This is a genomic window from Streptomyces caniferus, assembly GCF_009811555.1.
In the GTDB taxonomy this organism is placed as follows: Bacteria; Actinomycetota; Actinomycetes; order Streptomycetales; family Streptomycetaceae; genus Streptomyces; species Streptomyces caniferus.
Window position 1 is genome coordinate 203,515 of sequence record NZ_BLIN01000005.1, and the last position, 18,730, is coordinate 222,244.

At 70.8% G+C, this 18,730-nt stretch carries 16 protein-coding genes; 8 read left to right on the top strand and 8 right to left on the bottom strand.

The window, feature by feature from the left end; all coding sequences use genetic code 11:
* The first annotated feature begins 232 nt into the window (after positions 1 to 232).
* The gene (locus Scani_RS17565; protein ID WP_159476945.1) at positions 233 to 1,579 is read left to right on the top strand and encodes an MFS transporter; all 1,347 of its coding nucleotides are present in this window, start codon (positions 233 to 235) and stop codon (positions 1,577 to 1,579) included.
* A gap of 23 nt (positions 1,580 to 1,602) precedes the next feature.
* Here Scani_RS17565 and Scani_RS17570 read toward each other — a convergent pair whose 3' ends face one another.
* Positions 1,603 to 2,997, bottom strand: a complete 1,395-nt coding sequence (locus Scani_RS17570) for a tetratricopeptide repeat protein (RefSeq protein ID WP_159476948.1) — start codon at positions 2,995 to 2,997, stop codon at positions 1,603 to 1,605.
* A gap of 398 nt (positions 2,998 to 3,395) precedes the next feature.
* On the opposite strand from Scani_RS17570, the gene Scani_RS17575 reads away from it, so the two are divergent.
* Positions 3,396 to 5,066, top strand: coding sequence for a purine-cytosine permease family protein (locus tag Scani_RS17575; protein ID WP_159476951.1), 1,671 nt, complete (start codon positions 3,396 to 3,398; stop codon positions 5,064 to 5,066).
* A gap of 129 nt (positions 5,067 to 5,195) precedes the next feature.
* Positions 5,196 to 5,708, top strand: a complete 513-nt coding sequence (locus Scani_RS17580) for a DinB family protein (RefSeq protein WP_159476954.1) — start codon at positions 5,196 to 5,198, stop codon at positions 5,706 to 5,708.
* 21 nt (positions 5,709 to 5,729) lie between these two features.
* Here Scani_RS17580 and rho read toward each other — a convergent pair whose 3' ends face one another.
* Complete coding sequence (gene rho, locus Scani_RS17585) at positions 5,730 to 6,830, bottom strand: transcription termination factor Rho (protein ID WP_281391953.1); 1,101 nt, start codon at positions 6,828 to 6,830, stop codon at positions 5,730 to 5,732.
* A 477-nt stretch (positions 6,831 to 7,307) separates the two neighbouring features.
* Between rho and Scani_RS17590 the strand changes: the two genes are divergently transcribed.
* On the top strand, positions 7,308 to 8,039 hold the full coding sequence (locus Scani_RS17590; RefSeq protein ID WP_159476960.1) for a class I SAM-dependent methyltransferase: 732 nt from the start codon (positions 7,308 to 7,310) through the stop codon (positions 8,037 to 8,039).
* 15 nt (positions 8,040 to 8,054) lie between these two features.
* Here Scani_RS17590 and Scani_RS17595 read toward each other — a convergent pair whose 3' ends face one another.
* The 3 genes from Scani_RS17595 to Scani_RS17605 form a co-directional block, all read right to left on the bottom strand.
* Complete coding sequence (locus Scani_RS17595; RefSeq protein ID WP_159476963.1) at positions 8,055 to 8,969, bottom strand: MBL fold metallo-hydrolase; 915 nt, start codon at positions 8,967 to 8,969, stop codon at positions 8,055 to 8,057.
* Positions 8,970 to 9,205: 236 nt separating this feature from the next.
* Positions 9,206 to 9,676: an SRPBCC family protein gene (locus Scani_RS17600; protein ID WP_159476966.1), complete on the bottom strand. Its 471-nt coding sequence runs from the start codon at positions 9,674 to 9,676 to the stop codon at positions 9,206 to 9,208.
* Positions 9,673 to 10,428: an alpha/beta fold hydrolase gene (locus Scani_RS17605; RefSeq protein WP_159476969.1), complete on the bottom strand. Its 756-nt coding sequence runs from the start codon at positions 10,426 to 10,428 to the stop codon at positions 9,673 to 9,675. Before Scani_RS17605 ends, Scani_RS17600 begins: the two co-directional genes overlap by 4 nt.
* A 62-nt stretch (positions 10,429 to 10,490) precedes the next feature.
* On the opposite strand from Scani_RS17605, the gene Scani_RS17610 reads away from it, so the two are divergent.
* The 3 genes from Scani_RS17610 (at position 10,491) to Scani_RS17620 (ending at position 13,138) form a co-directional block, all read left to right on the top strand.
* Positions 10,491 to 11,081, top strand: coding sequence for a TetR/AcrR family transcriptional regulator (locus tag Scani_RS17610; RefSeq protein WP_159476972.1), 591 nt, complete (start codon positions 10,491 to 10,493; stop codon positions 11,079 to 11,081).
* A gap of 211 nt (positions 11,082 to 11,292) precedes the next feature.
* A complete protein-coding gene (locus tag Scani_RS17615) occupies positions 11,293 to 11,967 on the top strand; it encodes a hypothetical protein (RefSeq protein WP_159476975.1) in 675 nt (224 codons plus the stop codon).
* Between the two features lie 358 nt (positions 11,968 to 12,325).
* Complete coding sequence (locus Scani_RS17620) at positions 12,326 to 13,138, top strand: endo alpha-1,4 polygalactosaminidase (protein WP_159482187.1); 813 nt, start codon at positions 12,326 to 12,328, stop codon at positions 13,136 to 13,138.
* Between the two features lie 73 nt (positions 13,139 to 13,211).
* Here Scani_RS17620 and Scani_RS17625 read toward each other — a convergent pair whose 3' ends face one another.
* The 3 genes from Scani_RS17625 to Scani_RS17635 form a co-directional block, all read right to left on the bottom strand.
* Positions 13,212 to 14,435 carry a cytochrome d ubiquinol oxidase subunit II gene (locus Scani_RS17625; protein ID WP_159476978.1) on the bottom strand — a complete coding sequence of 408 codons (1,224 nt, stop codon included), beginning with the start codon at positions 14,433 to 14,435 and terminating at the stop codon, positions 13,212 to 13,214.
* Positions 14,432 to 15,916 (bottom strand): cytochrome ubiquinol oxidase subunit I, encoded by a 1,485-nt coding sequence (locus Scani_RS17630; RefSeq protein ID WP_159476983.1) that lies wholly within the window; start codon positions 15,914 to 15,916, stop codon positions 14,432 to 14,434. Before Scani_RS17630 ends, Scani_RS17625 begins: the two co-directional genes overlap by 4 nt.
* A 338-nt stretch (positions 15,917 to 16,254) precedes the next feature.
* The gene (locus tag Scani_RS17635) at positions 16,255 to 16,593 is read right to left on the bottom strand and encodes a hypothetical protein (RefSeq protein ID WP_159476986.1); all 339 of its coding nucleotides are present in this window, start codon (positions 16,591 to 16,593) and stop codon (positions 16,255 to 16,257) included.
* A gap of 469 nt (positions 16,594 to 17,062) precedes the next feature.
* Between Scani_RS17635 and Scani_RS41770 the strand changes: the two genes are divergently transcribed.
* Positions 17,063 to 18,682 carry a PucR family transcriptional regulator gene (locus Scani_RS41770; protein WP_218039199.1) on the top strand — a complete coding sequence of 540 codons (1,620 nt, stop codon included), beginning with the start codon at positions 17,063 to 17,065 and terminating at the stop codon, positions 18,680 to 18,682.
* Positions 18,683 to 18,730 lie beyond the last annotated feature (48 nt).

Sequence of the window (18,730 nt, forward strand, 5' to 3'; positions counted from 1 at the left end):
GGCGGGCTCACGGCTCCCTCGGGGTGCGGGGGTGGGGCGGGGGCCGTGCACGATCCGGCTCCGGACCGGCGCGCCCCTGGGTTTTCAGCACGGTACCGCTTCTTTTTTTATCAGAGGAGTCTTGACTTCGCACAAAATGCGAGAAGACTTGCGCCGGCTCACCGTCTGCCGACGCAGCCGCCGGTGCGCCCTCCCCTTGCTCCCCGATCACGCCCAGCCCCCTGGAGAGTCCATGAGCAGCCCCGCTCACCTTCGCCCCGCACGGACACCGGCCGCCGGTCCCCCGCCGGCCCGCGGCCGCTCCCGATGCGCCCGCCTGGGCATACCCCCGGCTCTGGCCTGGGGATTCCTGGGAGTGCTGCTGTTCATGACCGGCGACGGCGTGGAGACCGGCTTCTTCTCGAAGTACCTGGCCGACCAGGGCCTGGCCAAAGCCGATGCGGCGGTGGTCATCGCCGTCTACGGGATCACCGTCGCCCTCGGCGCCTGGCTCTCGGGAGCCCTCTCGGACCTGTGGGGACCACGGAGGGTGATGACCGCCGGCTTCGCCATCTGGCTCGTCTTCCAGTTGCTCATGCTGACGGTGGCACTGCCCGCCATGAACTATCCGCTGCTGCTGCTCATCTACGGGCTGCGCGGATTCGGCTACCCCTTGTTCGCCTACGGCTTCCTGGTGTGGGTCACCGCGGCGACCCCGCCGCGGCGGCTGGGAACGGCGGTCGGCTGGTACTGGTTCGCCTTCACCGGCGGTCTGCCGACCCTGGGATCACTCGTCGCCAGCGCCACGATTCCCCTGGTCGGCTCCTACGAGACCCTGTGGCTCGCGCTCGGCCTGGTGATGCTGGGCGGCCTGATCGCCCTGCTGTTGGTGCGCGAGCCCACCGGCCGGACCGGACTTGCACCGGACCGCGGGGCTCCGCTCGCGACCCTGGCGGGCAGCGTCTCGATCATGCGGCGCCGCCCCCGCGTGGCCATCGGCGCCGCGGTCCGTGTCTTCAGCACCGGTTCCCAGTTCGGATTCCTGGTCTGCCTGCCGTTCTTCTTCACCGAGACGGTCGGCTTCAGCACCTCGACCTGGCTGCGCCTGCTCAGCGTGATGTTCGCCGCGAACATCTTCGCCAACCTGTTCTTCGGGGCCGTCGGCGACCGCCTCGGATGGCAGCGCACCATGACCTGGTTCGGCGCCGTGGCCTGCGCGGTCACCTGCCTGGCGCTGTACTACGTACCGGTCGTGGCGGGCCCGCACTTCGCCGCCGCCGCGGTGGCCGCCGCCCTCTACGGCATCGCCCTCGCCGGCTACGTACCGATCTCGGCGCTGGTCCCCGCACTGGCACCGCGCCACAAGGGGCAGGCCATGTCCGCACTCAACCTGGGCGCCGGAGCGAGCACCTTCGCCGGGCCCGCCATCGTCGCCCTCGCGCTGGGCCCGGTCGGGGTGGAGGGCATCGTCTGGATCTTCGCCGCCCTGCACCTGGCCACCGCCGTCGCCATCCGATTCCTCGAACCCGACCCGGAGTTCACCGCGCCCGACGCCTCACCGGCCGTCGAGGACGCGGGCCTGCCCGCGGGACCCCACTGACGTCCGCACTCGCGCCGTCGCGCTCACGCCGACGCCTGCGCGGCGGCGCGCTCGCGGGCGGCCGCCGCCCGCGCCGGATCGCCGAGCTGTTCCTCCAGCCGGGCCTTGGCCGACCAGGTGTACGGGCAGACCGGGCGCAGCTGGATGCGCTCGCTGAGCAGGGTCCGCGCCAGGTCGGCGCGGCCCGCGCGCAGGGCCGCCTCGACCAGGGTGCGCTGGATCGCGTCCCGCTGGGCGTGGCTGCCGCCGAAGGTGTTCAGGCGGTGGCGTACGGGCAGCAGCAGATCGGCGGCCCGGTCGTAGTCGTGCTGCCCGTAGGCGATCAGAGCGCGGCAGACCGGCAGTCCGACCTCGGCCGTCATCGCGCGGTTGGACACGGCGGACTCCGCCGCCACCCAGGTCTCCCGGTCCCGGACGAGCCGTTGCGCCTGGACGAAGCGGCCCGCGCCCACGTAGGCCATGACCGCATGTGCGTCGTTGAAGGCGTAGTGCGGGCCGTCCTGGCGGTTCTCCCAGGCGTCGGCGAGCCGGGACCACCGCGCGCTCTGGTCGTCCTGCGCCAGGTACAGCCGCCACAACAGCGCCGCGGCGTCCAGCAGTTCCATCGCCGCGCCGGCCGAGGCGTCGTGGTGGAGCGCGGCGTCGTAGATCTCCAGGACCCGGTCGGTGGCGCCGATCTCCAGTGAGTAGAGGGCGTAGTGCCACCAGTTGTGGACGGTGAGCAGGCTGCCCTGGGACCAGTCGTCCGTACGGGCGTCGAGAAAGCGGATCCCGTCCGTGAAGCGCCCCCGCATCTCGTACGTGTGCACCACGCCGTGGATGCCCCACACATCGCCCGGGTGCTGGGCGAGGGCCGCCAGACCGACCTCCTCCGCACGTTCGTAATGGCCCGACTCCTCCAGGCCGAAGGCGTACATGCCGAGCAACGGGCCGTGGTGGGGGTCGTCCCCGTCCCAGGCGTCCAGCGCTCCGCCGACGCGGTCGCGGAGGCGCTGGGCATCCCCGGTGAGGAAGTCGTGCTGGTGCCCCGCGAACAGTGCCAGCGCGTCGCGCGGGAAGGCGATGGTGAGGTCCCCCAGGGTGCGGCCGGCGCCGTACAGGTCGCCGTCGAGCCATGCCGTTGCGGCGGCGACGTGCATACGTTCCCGGGGCGTCAGCCGTTCGGTGTCCAGGCCTGCGCGGAAACGGACGAAGCGGTCCCGTGCCGCGGCCGCATCCTTCTCCTCGGTGCCCAGCACCCCCAGGTAGGCGGCCAGCGAGTGTCCCAGCACCGACCGCGGCGAGGCAGCCAGTACGGCCTCCGAGGTCTCCGCGATCCGAGGCCGGAAGAACAGCAGGTCGTCCAGCGCCTGTTCGTAATGCGCGAGGGCCTCGGCGCCGGTATCGCTCATCGGGTACCCGTGTCGGTCCGCTGTCATGGGTGCCTCCTGCGGGGTGAGTTGGGGGCGGGGCGGTAAGGGCTCGTCGGGCGGCGGCTGGAACACCCGGTGCCGTTCCGGGCCGCTCCGCCGTCGGCAGCCTCATGTCTACCCGCTCCGCCGCGCGGGCCGCGAGGACATCCTGCTCATGGCGCCGTGGAACTTCATGGCGTCGAACCTCGCGCGATCGGACTCCGCGCCGCCGGCGGCAGGGGCCTGCAGCGAACCTGGCGCCACCGCGGAAACGTCCGCTTCATCTGCGAAGACGCTGCGGGAAACACGCGCTCCCTAATCTCCCCTCACCGCACTCCCGCATCACCGACGCTGTCGCGCCACACCCGGCCCCCGCCATGAGCGCGGCATCACGTCGTCTTCCCACCGCCCTCAGGAGGTCCGGCATGAGCGTCGAGCCACAACTGACCGCCCCCGACAGCAGCCATCGGCCCTCACCCACCGAGCCGCCCGCCGCCAAAGCCGCCGACGAGACCCTGGAGGACTACACCCTCCGGTTCGCTCCGCGGAGCTACCGCCGCTGGACGCCGATGGTCGTGGCGACCACGGCGCTGGGCGGTATCGCCTACATGGCCGACTTCTCGATCGGCGCGGGGATCGGGCTCGCCCATGGCACGGGGAACGCCCTGGCCGCGATCCTGGTCGCGGCCGTGGTCATCTTCCTCACCGGCTTCCCCCTCGCCTACTACGCGGCGCGCTACAACATCGATCTGGACCTGATCACCCGGGGCTCGGGCTTCGGCTACTACGGCTCGGTCCTGACGAGCGTCATCTTCGCCAGCTTCACCTTCATCTTCTTCGCCCTCGAAGGCTCGATCATGGCGCAGGGCCTGAAGCTGGGGTTCGGCCTGCCCCTGTGGCTGGGCTATGTGATCTCGACCTGCATGGTCATCCCGTTGGTCGTCTACGGCATGAAGGCGCTCAGCAAGCTCCAGGTCTGGACGACACCGATCTGGCTGCTGCTGATGGTGGGGCCGTTGCTCTACCTGGTCGCCACGGACCCCGGCACGGTGCACACCTTCCTTTCGTACCCGGGCTCGCACGGTCACGGCGGGGTCGACGCCGCGTCGGTGCTGCTGGGTGCGGGCGTATGTCTGTCCCTGATCGCGCAGATCGGCGAGCAGGTCGACTATCTGCGCTTCATGCCGCCCAAGACCGCGCAGAACCGGCGCAGTTGGTGGACGGCCGTGGTGATGGCCGGCCCCGGATGGGTCGTTCTCGGCGCGCTCAAGCAGGCCATCGGCGTCTTCCTGGCCGTCTACGTCCTCTCCCGGGTCGGCGCGGCCTCGGCCACCGAGCCCATCCGGCAGTTCACCGGCGCCTTCGCCGCCATGATGCCGTCGTGGCTGGTCGTCCCGCTGGCCGTGGCGCTGGTCGTGATCAGCCAGATCAAGATCAACGTGACCAATGCCTACTCCGGTTCGCTGGCCTGGACTAACTCGTTCACCCGGGTCACCAAGCGCTATCCGGGCCGGATGGTGTTCGTGCTCGCCAATCTGGCCTTCGCCCTGATCCTGATGGAAGCGGACATGTTCAGCTTCCTCAACAGCATCCTGGGGTTCTACTCCAACTGCGCCATCGCGTGGATCGTCACCGTCGCCACCGACATCATCGTCAACAAGTACCTGCTGAAACTCTCCCCGCAGGCCCCCGAGTTCCGCCGCGGCATGCTCTATGCGGTCAACCCGGTCGGCGTGGTGGCCTTCACCGTCGCGTCCGGGCTGTCGATCGCCCTGTACTTCCACGCTCTGGGTGACGCCCTCCAGCCGTACTCGCCTGTCGCCGCCGCAGTGATCGCCTTCGTCCTCACCCCGCTGATGGCCGTCCTGACCAAGGGCCGGTTCTACCTGCGGCGCACGTCCGACGGCATCGACGCTCCGCTGCTGGACCCGGACGGCAACCCCAGCTCGGCCCCGTACGAGTGCCATGTCTGCCGGCAGGAGTTCGAACGTCCGGACCTGGCCGCCTGCCACCAGCACACTGCGGTGATCTGCTCCCTGTGCCTGAGCACCGACAGGACCGGCGCCCACATCCTTCCGGCCACGCCGACTGCCTGAACAGGCGGCACGGCGGGCCCACCGACGGCCGGCAACCGCCCGAAGTGGCCCCCGGATACGGCCCCGGGGGCCACTTCGCCCCGGAAAAGGGGCTGCGCGACCCCATCGACCGGACTAGCGTCAGCTCTTATGCCGCCTTCTCGTAATCGCCCTCCTTTCGACGCCGACGAGCGGACCCAGCTTCTCGGGTGGCTCGACATGCAGCGTGCGATCATCCGCTGGAAATGCGAGGGGCTGTCGGAGACCGACGCCCACCGCGCCGTCCTGCCGAGTTCACCCCTGATGTCGATGGCGGGGCTCGTCTCCCACCTCCGTTGGGCCGAGAACCTCTGGTTCGAGGTCGTCCTCCTCGGCCGGCCCGCCGTAGGACCGCAGTTCGACGCAGAGGTCGAGGACGCCGACATGAGGGTCGACGGCATTCCACTCTCCCAGCTCCTTGCCGAATATGACCGGCAATGCGCCGTGTCGGACGAGATCATCGCTGCCCATTCGCTCGATGACGTCGGCAAACACCCCGACTTCCCCGTCTCTGCCGCGAGCCTGCGGTGGATCATGTTCCACATGATCGAGGAAACCGCCCGCCACGCGGGGCATATGGATGCCATCCGGGAGCTTGTCGATGGCGAAAAGGGTTACTACTGACCCGGACTCCAGAGCGTCCGGTCATCCGTCCGGAGTGCTGTGCAGTACCTGCCCCAGAAACGTCGCATTGTCGGGCGTATGCCGGAGCTTGTCGAGCAGGGTTTCCGTGTTCGTCTGGCCGTCCCCGGTCCTCAGGGCGCGGCGCAGGCGACGGGTGGCCGTCAACTCCGCTTGCGGGAGCAGCAGTTCCTCGCGGCGGGTGCCCGAGCCGGTGACATTGACCGCGGGGTAGAGCCGCTTGCCGGCGAGCGCACGGTCCAGACGGAGTTCCATATTGCCGGTGCTCTTCAATTCCTCGAAGAAGTAATCGTCGGCCCGGGAGCCGGTCTCCACCAGGGCCGTCGCGAGGATGGTCAGCGAGCCGCCCTCCTCCGCGGACCGGGCCGCGCCGAAGAGTTTCTTGGGCCCGTACAGCGCGGCGGCGTCGACGCCGCCGCTGAGCGTGCGGCCGCCCGAGGCGGCGGCGTTGTTGTGCGCCCGGCACAGGCGGGTGAGGGAGTCGAAGAGGAGGACGACGTCCTGCCCCTGCTCGACAAGCCGTTTGGCGCGTTCCACGGCCAGTTCCGCGAGGGCGATGTGCTCCTTCGCCGGCCGGTCGAAGGTCGAGGCGAGCACCTCTCCGCGTACCGAACGGCGCATATCGGTGACTTCCTCGGGCCGTTCGTCGATCAGCACGACCATCAGCCGGGAGGCGGGGTGGTTCTCGGCGACGGCGGCGGCGAGTTGTTGCAGCAGCACCGTCTTGCCTGTTTTCGGGGGTGCCACGATCAGGCCCCGCTGGCCCTTGCCGACCGGCGCGATCAGATCGACGAGGCGCGCCGTCAGCCCGCCGGTCGCGCTTTCCAGGCGCATACGCCGGTGCGGGTGCAGCGGCGTGAGGTCACGGAAATGCGGCCGCCCGCGCACCGCGTCCGGGCTGCGTCCATTGACCGATTCGACCTGGTCGAGCGACCGCGGCCGAGTGCAGGTCCCTACGACGAAGTCCCCCTTGCGCAGGCCCGCTTTACGGATCAGCGCAGCGGGCACCCGGACATCGCCGGACGAGGCGAGACAGCCCTCCGTCCGGAGGAATCCGGCTTCCTGCCGGTCGTTGGCGATATCCAGGACCCCGGCTGCCGGCACGGCCGCTTTCCCGGAAGCCACGGCGACGGGCCGCGCAGAGGAAGCAGAGGAAGCAGAGTAAGGAGAGTCCGAGCGGGGGACGGAAGGGGAAAGAGCAGAGGTAATGGTCTTGGCAGGATTCCTGCCGACCTGGGTATCGGTGGTCACGGAGGTCCTCTCGGGAATGGCGTCTGCGAGCGTTCGAGCTGAAGGGGAATCCGGCAGAAAGGGACGGTGAGTTCACGCCCCGCAGGCCGTCAGAAAGGCCCACGACCGGAAGGAAAGGTGATGCCGCATCGCTGCACTGTGAAAGCGGAACAGTCTGTTCCTGTTGACTTGCCGGTCGAGAAGGACGGGCGCAACAGCGAAGCGAGTGCGAGGGAGAGAGTTCAACGCACCGGCGCCGGAAGAGCGGCAAGAATATGTGCGTTCCTTTGGCACGGTACCACACGGTGCGGTCGATGCGGCGAAGTGCGGACGAGTTCTATGCTGAGGGCAATGTTCGCACCTCAGGGCCCCACCTTCCGTGAACTCGCCGTGCAGGCGCTTTCCTCCGTCGAGCGCGGCTATGACCTGCTCGCGCCGAAATTCGACCACACACCGTTCCGCACCCCGGACGCGATCCTGACGCCCGTGTCGCGGGCGCTGCAGCGGCTCGGGCCCTTCGACAGCGGCCTCGACCTGTGCTGCGGCACCGGGGCGGGCGTGGACGTGCTGCGGCAGGTCTGCCGGGAGCGGGTCACCGGGGTCGACGTCAGCGCGGGGATGCTCGCCGAGGGCCGCGCACATGACCGGGCGGCCCCGAGTGTACCACGCACCGACTGGGTGCGCGCGGACGCACGGGCGCTCCCCTTCGGCCCGGTCTTCGACCTCGCGGTGAGCTTCGGTGCGTTCGGGCACTTCCTGCCCCGGGAACGGCCGGGCCTGTTCTCGCAGGTGCGCTCCGTGCTGCGCCCCGGCGGCCGGTTCGTCTTCCCGATCGGCGCTCCGGCGCGGCCGGGCTCGCCCGGCTACTGGACGCTGCTCGCCTTCGACGCGGCGATGCGGGTCCGCAACGCACTGTGGCGGCCGAGCTTCGTCATGTACTACCGGACGTTCCGGCTCACCGACGTGTGCGCGGACCTGACGCGCACCGGATTCGATGTGCGGCTGCACACCCTGCCGGAGCTCGGCCGACGCCCCGACGGCAGCCCGCGGTGCCGGCTGGTGGTGGCCACCCGGGCGGCCTGAGGGACGGGGGCGCCATCACCAACGGAGCCCGGCGAAGTCGACCGGCTGCGGCCGGAGTTGGTGAGTGCGGGCGGCCAACTGTTCCAGGCGGCCGGCCATCTCTGCGGCGGGGAGCCGCTTGCGGTCGCCATGACCGGGCAGCACCCACTCGAAGCGGAGGAGAGGGGCGGTCCGCGTCAGGGAGGCGGCCAGTTCCACGATCGAGTACCAGGTGACGGTGGCGGCCACCTCCAGATCGGCCGTGGTGCGCGACCAGTAGAAACTGTCCCCGCTGAAGCAGTACCGGTCGTCGGCGAGGTAGAGCACGCTGCCGCGCGTATGGCCGGGGAGCGGATATGCGGTGACACCCTCCCCGATGTCGACCGGGTCGGTGCCCCGCAGGACGTGGTCCGCGTCCGGAGCGGCATCGAGGTCGCCCTCATGGATCCACAGCCGGGCCCCGAACCGGTCGGCGTATTGGCGGCCGTGCGCCGCGTGGTCCCGGTGGGTGAGCAGCACGTCGGTGATGGGGCCCAGTGCCTCGTACCGGTCGGCGAGAGCGCTGCTCCACCGGGGCGTATCGATCATCATCGACGTTCCCGCGGGCCGGCGCAGCAGATACGAGTTGGCACCGGCCGTGTGGCGGGAGTTGTGGCCGCAGAGCTGGACGGTGTCGTCCAGCGCGAGGGGGAAGGGGTCGAGGTCGGGGGTCAGGCGTTGTGCGGGGTGACGGATGGAGCGGGTGTGGCAGGCGAAAGCGGCGGCATACAACTGCCGGGCCTCCGAGTCGTTCCGCGGCTGCCGGACCACTTCCGCCCGGCCGTGCTTCTCGTGGATCAGCTCGGGGGCGAGCTGCCGGGCGACATCGCAGTTGGTGCAGCGCTCGTCGACGTGCCAGCCTTCGCCGGTCCCTTCCTCCGGTACCGCCTCGGGTAACAGGTTGCTGGTCATGGCAGTGGTCCGTCCTTCCTGGTCCGGGGCGGGAGGTGCAGGTGCGGTGGGTGCGTACGGGAACCAGAAGTACCCCGCCGCGGACCGGAAGGGGAAGAGGCTACGGATCTTGCGCTTTGCACGCGGAACGTCTCTTCCGTACGGCGATCACACGGGCAATTTGCCGACTTTCTGGTGTGATGTCGCGCTCGCTGGTCGATGCCGCGAGCGGCGTGGTCGCACGGGAGCCGCACAGCTCAGACGGCCGCCCGGCACGCCGCATCCAGGCGCCGGAGGGTCTGCCGCATGCCGAGGCGATTGTGTGCGGCGCGGCGGGGGGCCGGGGTTCCGGTGAAGAGGAGGCCGAGCATCTCGGCGGTCCAGCGGCGCCACCCCTGGCGACGGTGGTCGATCCAGTATTCGGTGATCAGCGTGCCGTGCTCCGTCGGGGTCAGGCGGTAGCCCCAGCGCGCCACCGGCAGGCCGAAGGTGATGTTGTCGAAGGCGAACTCGCGGCCGGGGTCGGCGACGACGATCCGGCAGGTGGCGAACCACACCCACCAGGCCTTGCGGTTGACGCCCACGAAGCGGTCTCCACGGGGCCACACCCAGATGACCTCGGGGCTCCAGTCCTTCATCCGCCGGACGTCCGCCAGGGCCGCGTAGACGGCGTGCGGCGGGAGGGGAACCTCCAAGGATTCCTCCACGGTCCATTCTCGGGTGGTCACTGCGTCTCCTCCGGTGTCGATGCGCCGTACGTCCGGGCCGTGACGACCACCGCGGCATCGAGGACGTGGCGGGTGAGTTCCGTCGTATCGGTGAGGCTGGTGAGGTGTCCGCATCCCGGCCGGACGATGAGCCGACCGTCGCGGCAGGCGCGCAGGAAGAGGCGTTCGTCGCGGCGGAAGTGGTCGCGTTCGCCGTTCACCAGCCAGACCGGGCCCGGATACGCGGAGAGCGCCGCCAGTGGCTCCATCTCCTGCACGGACCGGACGACGCTCGGAGTGATCTCGCAGCTCAGGCCGCCGGAGACCATGGCTCGGGCGTGCGTGCGGGGCAGTGCGCGGCGGAACGCGAACGCGCTGAGCCGGTTGGCTTCCCGGGGATGCCCGGCCGCGAGGCGGGCGGCTCCTCGGTAGACGGCGCCGAACAGCCCGCGCGGGAGTGTCGTACAGCCCATGGCCACGGCGCCGAGGACACGGTCCGGGTGGGCGGCGGCGGTGGCGAGCGTGACATAGCCGCCCAGGGACAGGCCCACGAGCAGGGCCCGGCCGCCGAGTTCGTCCACGGCTTCGGCCACCGCCTCGACGGCGCCGGGGATGCTGAACGGCTCGCCTCGTCGGGCCCCGTGGCCGGGCAGGTCGGGCGCCGCCGTGGGATGACGGTCTCCGATGGCGTGGATCAGGGGTCGCCACATCGTGCCGCTCACCCGCGTGCCGTGCACGAAGACGAGGGGCAGACCGGTTTCGTTGGTCTCCATGCCCGGCACGCTACCTCAAATGCAACGCAACGTTGCGTTGCTTTGACTGCTAACCTCTCCTCATGAACGAGGAGCGGAACGGGATTCGGCGCAGCGGCGGTCCACGGAAGTCGCAGGAGATCTTCGACGCCACACTGGATCTGCTCGCGGAGAAGGGCTACGAGGGGCTGACCATCGAGGGGGTCGCCCAGCGGTCCGGCGTCAACAAGACGACGATCTACCGCTGGTGGCCGTCCAAGGGGGCCCTCCTGGGCGCCGCACTCGTCGGCGCCCGCCAACTGGAGCTCACACCACCCGACACCGGCAGCCTCGCAGGGGACCTGGAGGACCTGCTGGGCACGATCACGACCCTCCTCACCGTACGGCCGGCCTCCGACATCGCCGTCTCCGTACTGGGCGCCGCCACCCACAGCCCGGAACTCGCCGCGCACATCAAGGACTTCTTCGCCGACCGGATCGCCCGCGAGCAGGTTGTTTTCGACCGGGCCGTCGCGCGCGGCGAAATCGGGGCGGACGCCGACCCGATGCTGCTGGTGGACCTGCTGGCGGGGGCCGCGTGGGTACGTGTCGTACTGCGCCAACTCCCCCTGGAGGAAGGCTTTGTGGCGCGCACGGTGAACATCGTCCTCAACGGGGCGCGCGCCACCGGGTGAGGCCCGGCGCGCCGGCTACCCGTCGGTAGAGAGAGACCTGATGGTGCCTCCGTTTCGGTCCCTTGTAAAGGGTCTGTTTCACTATCAACTACAACTTTACCAAATCTTGGTGTAGTTGCCACAGTTTTCACACCAGTCTCAAACGCAACAGCGACGAATGCCACACACGGACTCGTCGCCTCCACAAAGCTGGGCGAGAGGCAACAGCACGATGATGAAAAGCAGAACGATCCGCCGCGGAAGCCGGCTGCTGGCGCTGTCCACGGCGTCACTGGGCCTGGTCGCGGCGATGGCCGCACCCGCTGCCGCGGACGACCAACCCACCCGGGACCAGCTCATAGCCGACTGTGCTTCCGGTGAAGGGAAGTGCAGCTTCAACGAGCCGACTCTCGGCAAGGCGTACCTCGGGGACTTTCGCCAGGTCTCCAACTCCCTCTACAACTGCAGCACGTCGGATGCCACGCAGTCGATGGGCTGGGCCGACACCGTGGGCTCCACGGACAGCGCCGGCGTCTCCGTCACCGCAGGCGGGAAGATCGCCGGCATCATCGACCTGAGTGTCACCGCGACCTACAGCCACACCTGGTCGAGCTCGCACACCGAGAACAGCTCGCTGAACATGACGGTGAAGCCCGGCGAGGTCGGCTGGATCTCCCGCGCCCAGGTCATGCAGACGGTCTCCGGCACCTGGCAGACGCACTACGACAGCCCGAAGTGGGGCCACTACTACTGGTTCGTGCCGGACACGGTCACCGGACCCGCGCCCAACGGGACGGACGGGCAGAGCAATGCCGTGACCGTGAAGACGCGCAAGATGACCACCGCGGAGAAGGCGTCCTGCTCCTCCGACGCCAAGAAGGGCCAGGCGTTCGTGGTCAAGCGCTGAGCCGACCATGACCCCGCCGCACGGTTGCACCGGGGGGCCGCCCCGCGCCTTCGGGCACGGGACGGACGATCGCAGCCGTCGGCCACACTGCCTCCCCGCTCGCTGCCACGAGCCGGGAGGCACACCTCTTTTGCCGCTGTGCGGACCGGCGGACCGGCCGGCCCGTCAGTCCGGGTACGCGGTGCACGGGGACGCGCCGGCCGCGAAGCGGCGCACCTACGCCCATCAGATCGCCACCCGCCTGGTGTGAACTGTCCCTGGGGGCACCGTCGCCAGGTGCTGCGCGGGGCGCCGCCCGTAGGCTCCGTCTGTGCACTCCTCCTTACGTCCCGTCGCCGTCGGCGCCGTCGTCCTGGTCATGGCGCTCGGTACGGCGTGCTCCGCCGCCCGCATTCCGCGCCCCGCCGAGTCCGGGACACCGGCGCCGTCCGGCTCGGCGGCCGCCCCGACCGCCGTGCGGCCGCCGACGGCCGACGCCGTCTTCGACTATCAGCTCGGCGGTGCCTATCCCCCGCCGTCCGGGGTCCGGGCCGTGTCCCGCGACCGCACGGCCGAGCCCGCCCCCGGTCTCTACAACGTCTGCTACGTCAACGCCTTCCAGGCACAGCCCGACGCGACCGGCCGCTGGAAGAGCCGCCACCCCGAGTTGCTGTTGCGGGACGAGCGAGGGGCGCCCGTCGTCGACAAGGACTGGGACGAGCCGCTGTTCGACATTTCCACCGACGCCAAACGACGGGCGCTGATGGACCTCGTCGGTCCCTGGATCGACGGCTGCGCCAAGGCCGGTTTCGACGCCGTGGAACCCGACAACCTCGACTCCTACGAGCGGTCCGGGGGCAAGCTCACCTCCCGGGATGCCGCGGCCTTCGCCCGGCTCCTGGTCCACCGCGCCCACCAACGCCATCTGGCCGTCGCGCAGAAGAACACCACCGATCTGCTGCCGCAACGCCGCCGCATCGGCTTCGACTTCGCCGTCGTCGAGGAGTGCGCCCGCTACCACGAGTGCGGCGACTTCGCGGAGGCCTACGCCGACAAGATCTTCGTCATCGAATACGAGGAGAAGGACTTCACCGCCGCCTGCCGCGCCTGGGGCAAGGCCCTCTCGATCTCCCTGCGCGACCGCGACGTGCGCGCCGCCGGCACCGAGGGGCATGTCGCGAAGCGTTGCTGAGCGCCGGCTGACCACTGCGGATCGCCGCCCTGTCCGCGATCAGTGGAGAGCGGGGCGCATCGTCATCGGCCGGTCAGGGCGACGGGTTCTCCGGTTCGCCGCGGTTCGGATCGGTTGCGCCGCCACGGCTCGGGTCATGCGTGCCCCCATGGCCCGGGGGCGGCGTACCGCCGTGGCCCGGGGTCTGCGTGCCGGCATGGCCCGCGACGGGCGGTTGGTCACGGCCGGGCTCGGCCCGTTCCGTGTCGGTCTCCCGCGGGCCGGTCTCCCGCAAGCCGGTCTCCCGCAGGTCGGCACCGGACAGCGGTTCCAGCTCGCCGTGGGTGTCCAGCCAGTACAGGAAGGCCACGGCGGGGCAGACGACCACCACGGCCACCAGGGTGACCAGGCCGACCCATCGCAGGCTGCTGGGGGCGCCGGCTCCCTCGGCCACGGTCAGCGAGGTGGGGATGAGATAGGGGCGCTGGGCCGCTCCCCAGGCGATGACCGCCGCGGCGACGACGCCGACGGCGGTGATCCGGGACCAGGCTCCGGACCGGCGCAGCAGGAGCCACCCGGTGGCGAGGGAACAGACTCCGGCCAGGATGACGAGTCCGAGACCGACGCCGTGGGTGAGGCCGTGCCAGATGTGCGGGGCGTCGCTCCGGGTGACGGTCAGCATGATCGCCGCGAGGACGGCGAGCGCGACCACGCTGCCCAGCGCCCGCCGCCGGAAGTAGCCGACGAGGTCCGGCGCCCCGAAGCGGGCGGCGTCGGCGGCCAGGAACACGGCGCCGAGGAAGGCCGTCGACACGATGGCGATCAGCCCGAAGAGGATGGAGGTCGGGTTGGCCCAGGCGTGCGCCGACGCCTCCGTTCCGGGCACCGCCCGTCCCGAGGCGATCCCGCCGACGGCCGCGCCGAGGAAGAACGGGGTGAGCAGCGAGGAGAGGGCGAAGGCGGCGCCGTAGAGACGTCGCCCGGCGATACGGCGGAGGGGCTTGCGCAGTGCGAAGCCGGCGCCGCGCAGGACCAGGCCGATGGCGGCCAGGGCCAGGGGGAGCCACATCGCGGAGAACACGGTCTGGAAGAGGGTCGGGAATCCGGTCCACATGATGACGAAGATGAAGACCAGCCAGACGTTGTTGACCTCCCATACGGGGGCCATGGCATGGTCGATGAGCCACCGGGGCCGCCGTCCACGCTCTGCGCCGCCGGCGGTCAGGTCCCAGAACCCGGCCCCGTAGTCGGTGCCGCCGGCGCAGGCGTAGGCGGCCACGGCGAGCAGCAGCGCCACGGCGATGACGGCGGCGATCACGGTCTGCCGTCCTCGTCCTGTGGTGCCCCCGGCCCGCCGGGCGACGGCGGATCGCCGGCCGGCACCGGCGCGCGCGGCCCGTAGGGGGTGTCGGTCTCCGGCCCGTCGTGCCGCTCCCCCGCCGCCGGCCGCGCGTCGGCGAGCCGCCAGCCGGTACGCATCTTGAGCAGCACGGCGAGCAGCGAGCCGAAGATGAACACGTACACCGCCATCACCAGGCCGAGCATGATCCACAGACTGGTCGACCGGGTCGCCGTCACCGCCTCGCCGATCCGCATGTGCTGGTAGACGATCCAGGGCTGGCGTCCCACTTCGGCGGTGATCCAGCCGCATTCGACGGCGACGACGGAGGCGACACCCGCGCACGCCGCACCGCGGAAGAACCAGGGCGACCGGGGCAGCCTCCGGCGCCGCAGCCGGCACCAGCCGTACCAGAGGGCGAGGAGGAGCAGCAGCGAGCCGATCACGGCCATGAGGTCGAAGGCCCAGTGGGCGAGGGTGGCCTGGGTGGCCGTCGGCCGGTCGCTCGCCGGGACCGAGGTCAGTCCGGTCACCCTGGTACCCGGCCGGAACCCGGCCAGCACGGAGTCGAGTTGGGGGATCTTGATGCCGCCGGAGATGCTTCCGTCGGGGTGCAGACGGCCGAAGATGTACTCCGGTACGTGGGTGTCGGTCCGCCAGACCATCTCCGTCGCGGCGAACTTCACCGGCTGCTTGCGGAAGACCGACCTGGCGATGGAGTCGCCGAGCAGCATCTGCACCGGGGTGAACACCGCGGCGAGGGTGAAGGGCACGGTGAAACCGAGCCGGTGATAGCGGTCGCGGCGGCCGCGCAGCCAGCCGACGGCGTAGACGCCCGCGACGACGTACCCCGCGGTGACCAGCATCGCCACGACGAAGTGCCAGTACTGGGGGCCGAACATGGGGGTGAAGATCGCCGACCAGATGTGGACGTCCACGGGCTTGCCGGCGGCATCGAGGGTGAATCCCTGGGGCGTGTTCATCCACGCGTTGGCCGCCAGGATTCCGAACGCGCCGAGCAGGGCGGCAGCCGGGAGGGGCAGGCCGAGCAGGAAGTGGGTGCGGGGCTTCAGTCTTCGCCAGCCGTAGAGGTAGATGGCGATGAGCACCGCTTCGAGGAAGAAGGCCCAGGCCTCGACGCCGAATCCGATCCCGAAGACGCCGCCCCACCTGCCCATCAGGCCCGGCCAGAGCAGCCCGAACTCGAAGGACAGCACGGTGCCGGTGACGACGCCGACCGCGAACTGCACCGCCATGACCGCCGACCAGCGTCTGGCGAGGAGCAGTGCCACCGGGTCGTTGCGGCGGAGGCCGCGGTGGTGCATCACCAGGGTGATCAGGGGCAGTGCGACGCCGAGCGGCACCAGAATGATGTGGGAGGCCAGGGTGAACGCCATCAGCTGTCTGGCCGGGAGCAGTTGGGCCGGAGCGTCCGCCAGCAGGGTGACCGTGGTGTGCATGCTCCATGCCTTCGCTGCTCGGGACGTTCAGGAGCCTCCTGGTGCTCGGCCCCGTCCGCGGGACACAGCGCCGGTCGCGCCCGGCTCGCCACAGAATCACCGGCGGCCCGGTCGAGCACGCACGGCGGGCCCGCGTTGCGCCGTTGGGCCGATGTTCTTCCCCCGCTCGGCCCAGCCCGCGGCTCGACGCCGCCTCGGGAACGTCCCGGCGGCAGGACAGCGCCCGGCGAAGCGCCCGGGAAATACGGAGGGGCAGGGGGTTCGGCAGTTCCATACTGCCGTGCCCTCCTGCCCCAGGGGACCAGGACTCTTCGCCGCCTCCTCAGTGCGGCGTCGCGCTACGCCGTCTCATGGGCGTGCGTGCCATTGATCTTCTCTATCGCTTGGCGGGCCTGTTCCTGAGGGGATCGGGACGGCAGGGGCGAGACTGTCGTGGACGCCACGGCGGGCTGCGCCCGCTCCTGGGTCACCGTCTTGGCATGGGTGGCGGGCGGGCGAATGCGCAGACGCTGGCTGGCGGCCTCGTCCAGGGACACCGGGCGCTTCCAACGGGCAGCCAGCCGGGCGGCGTCCTGACCGAGCGCGGCAACGTCCTCCCACTGCAGACGAACCACCAGCGATACTTCGGCGTCTCCGTCCGGCGTGGCCTGGAGCTGCGGGATACCAGGGTCAGTCATGGTGCCCTCCTCACATCGTGGACCGGTGCCCCACGGGGCACGGATATGGAGAGATACGGAGCGGCGCTCGCCACCGTTCAATTCCCGCCACGGGTAGATGATTTCCGCGGGATCCGCCGGACGCCCGCGAACTCCTCCGGACCTCCGCGGGCCGTCGAGGCCGTGCCGCGCCGGGCGAGGCCTCGCCTGCAGGCCGGCTCGCGCACGAGGGCGATGTCCTGTCGTACCGCCGAGAGGCCGTCCCCGCACGCTGCCGACGGCATCGGCCGGATCGCACTCACCGTCACCGGTCCATGACGTCTGGTTTCCGTTCGGAATCCGCAGGCGCAGGAGGGGGTGGGACCGGTTGTGGCACCGCTTCCGGGGCGGGTGCGGCCGTACGCAGGGCCGTCGGCGGAGGCTGCGTGCGGAGGTGCGCATTCCGTAGTGCACGATGGTGGGCGGAACGGTGAGCGGGTGATGCCCAGTGATGAGTCTGCAACGGCTTCTCGGCTCCGTCGGGCCGGCCGTGCTGTCGGGGGTGTGCGCCCCCGGAGGCACCGCGGTCCCGGTGGGCGATGTGGTGATCGCCGAGCCCGACGGCGGTGTCGATCTGCGGCCGGGCGACCTCGTCCTCGGAGTGAACCTCACGGATCGTGCACAGGCCCTGCGGCTGCTGGCGTCGTGCGCCGAGCGGTCGGCGGGCGCTCTGCTGCTCAAGGCCCCGGCGGCGGTCGACGAGACCGTGGTCACCGCCGCGAGCGCCGCGGGACTGCCGTTGGTGCAGGTCGAACAGCAGGCGGGCTGGGCGCAGGTGGTGTCGCTGCTGCGGGCGGTGCTCGACAGCGAGGGCCACGCGGACTCCGGCACACAGGCGGTCGGCACCGAGGCGGGTGACCTCTTCGGGCTGGCCGACGCGATCGCCGCCGTGATCGACGCACCGGTCACCATCGAGGACCGCAGCTCACGTGTCCTTGCCTACTCCGCCCGGCAGGAACGCGGCGACGAGGCGCGCGTCGCCACGATCATGGGACGGCATGTCCCCGACGACGTGAACGCCCACTTCCGTCGGCACGGGGTCTTTCACAAAATCGCCCAGGACACCGGACCCATCTATGTGCCCGCTGTGGTGGCAGGGACCAAGCCCCGGCTGGTGGTGCCGGTGCACGCCGGCGGGGATGTGCTCGGCTCGATCTGGGCGATCGTGCCGGGACCGGTCCCCGCCGAACGGGCCGAGGCCTTCGCCGACACCGCGGCGGTGGCCGCGCTGCATCTGCTGCGCCGACGGGCCGGCGCGGATGTGGAGCGGCTGGTCCTGACCGACATGGTCGCCACGGTGCTGCACGGCCAGGAGGGGGCGGCGGACGCGGCGCGGCGCCTGGGACTCACGGCCGGCCCCTGGCGGGTGATCGCCGTGGGGGTGCGCTGCGAGGACGACGGCGAGGCGGAACGGCAGCGGCTGACCGTATGGGAGCGGATGTCCCGGTTCCGCGGGTCCCGCCTCCGCTCCCCCGCGGCGGTCGTCGGCGGGGTGGTGTACGGGATCGTGCCCGCGGAGACGGTCACCGGGACCACCGACGGTGGGGCCGCCTGGCTGGAGACGCTCCGCGGGACCACCGGGCAGCCCGCTCCGCTGGTCGCGGTCGGCGGGCTCGCGGCGTCGGTCCCCGGGCTCGCCCGCTCGCGCGAGCAGGCCGACGACACCCTCGACCTGCTCCGGAGGGGCCTGATCGCACGCGACCGGGCCGTGCACGACGAGGTGTGGGCCACGGTCGTGCTCCGCCATGTCGCCCGCTCCGCCGCGGCGACACGCATCGCCGGTGTCGGGCCGCTGCAGCAGCTGGCGGACCACGACCGTGCGTACGGCACGAGCTGTGTGCCGACGCTCCATGCCTGGCTGCGGGAGATGGGCGACCCACGGGCCGCCGCGGCCCGGCTGCACATCCACCCCAACACCCTGCGGCACCGGATGCGCCGCCTCCAGGACGTCGTGGCGCTGCCGCTGGACGATCCCGAGATCCGTACGGCGCTGCTGCTCCAGCTCACCGCCCGCCAATACGGCATGGAGGGCAGCGGGCCGGAGTCGGACACCGGGACCCGGTCGGGCTGAGGTCCGTTCGGGCTGCTCCCGACCCGTCCGGCTCCCGCCGTCCCACCG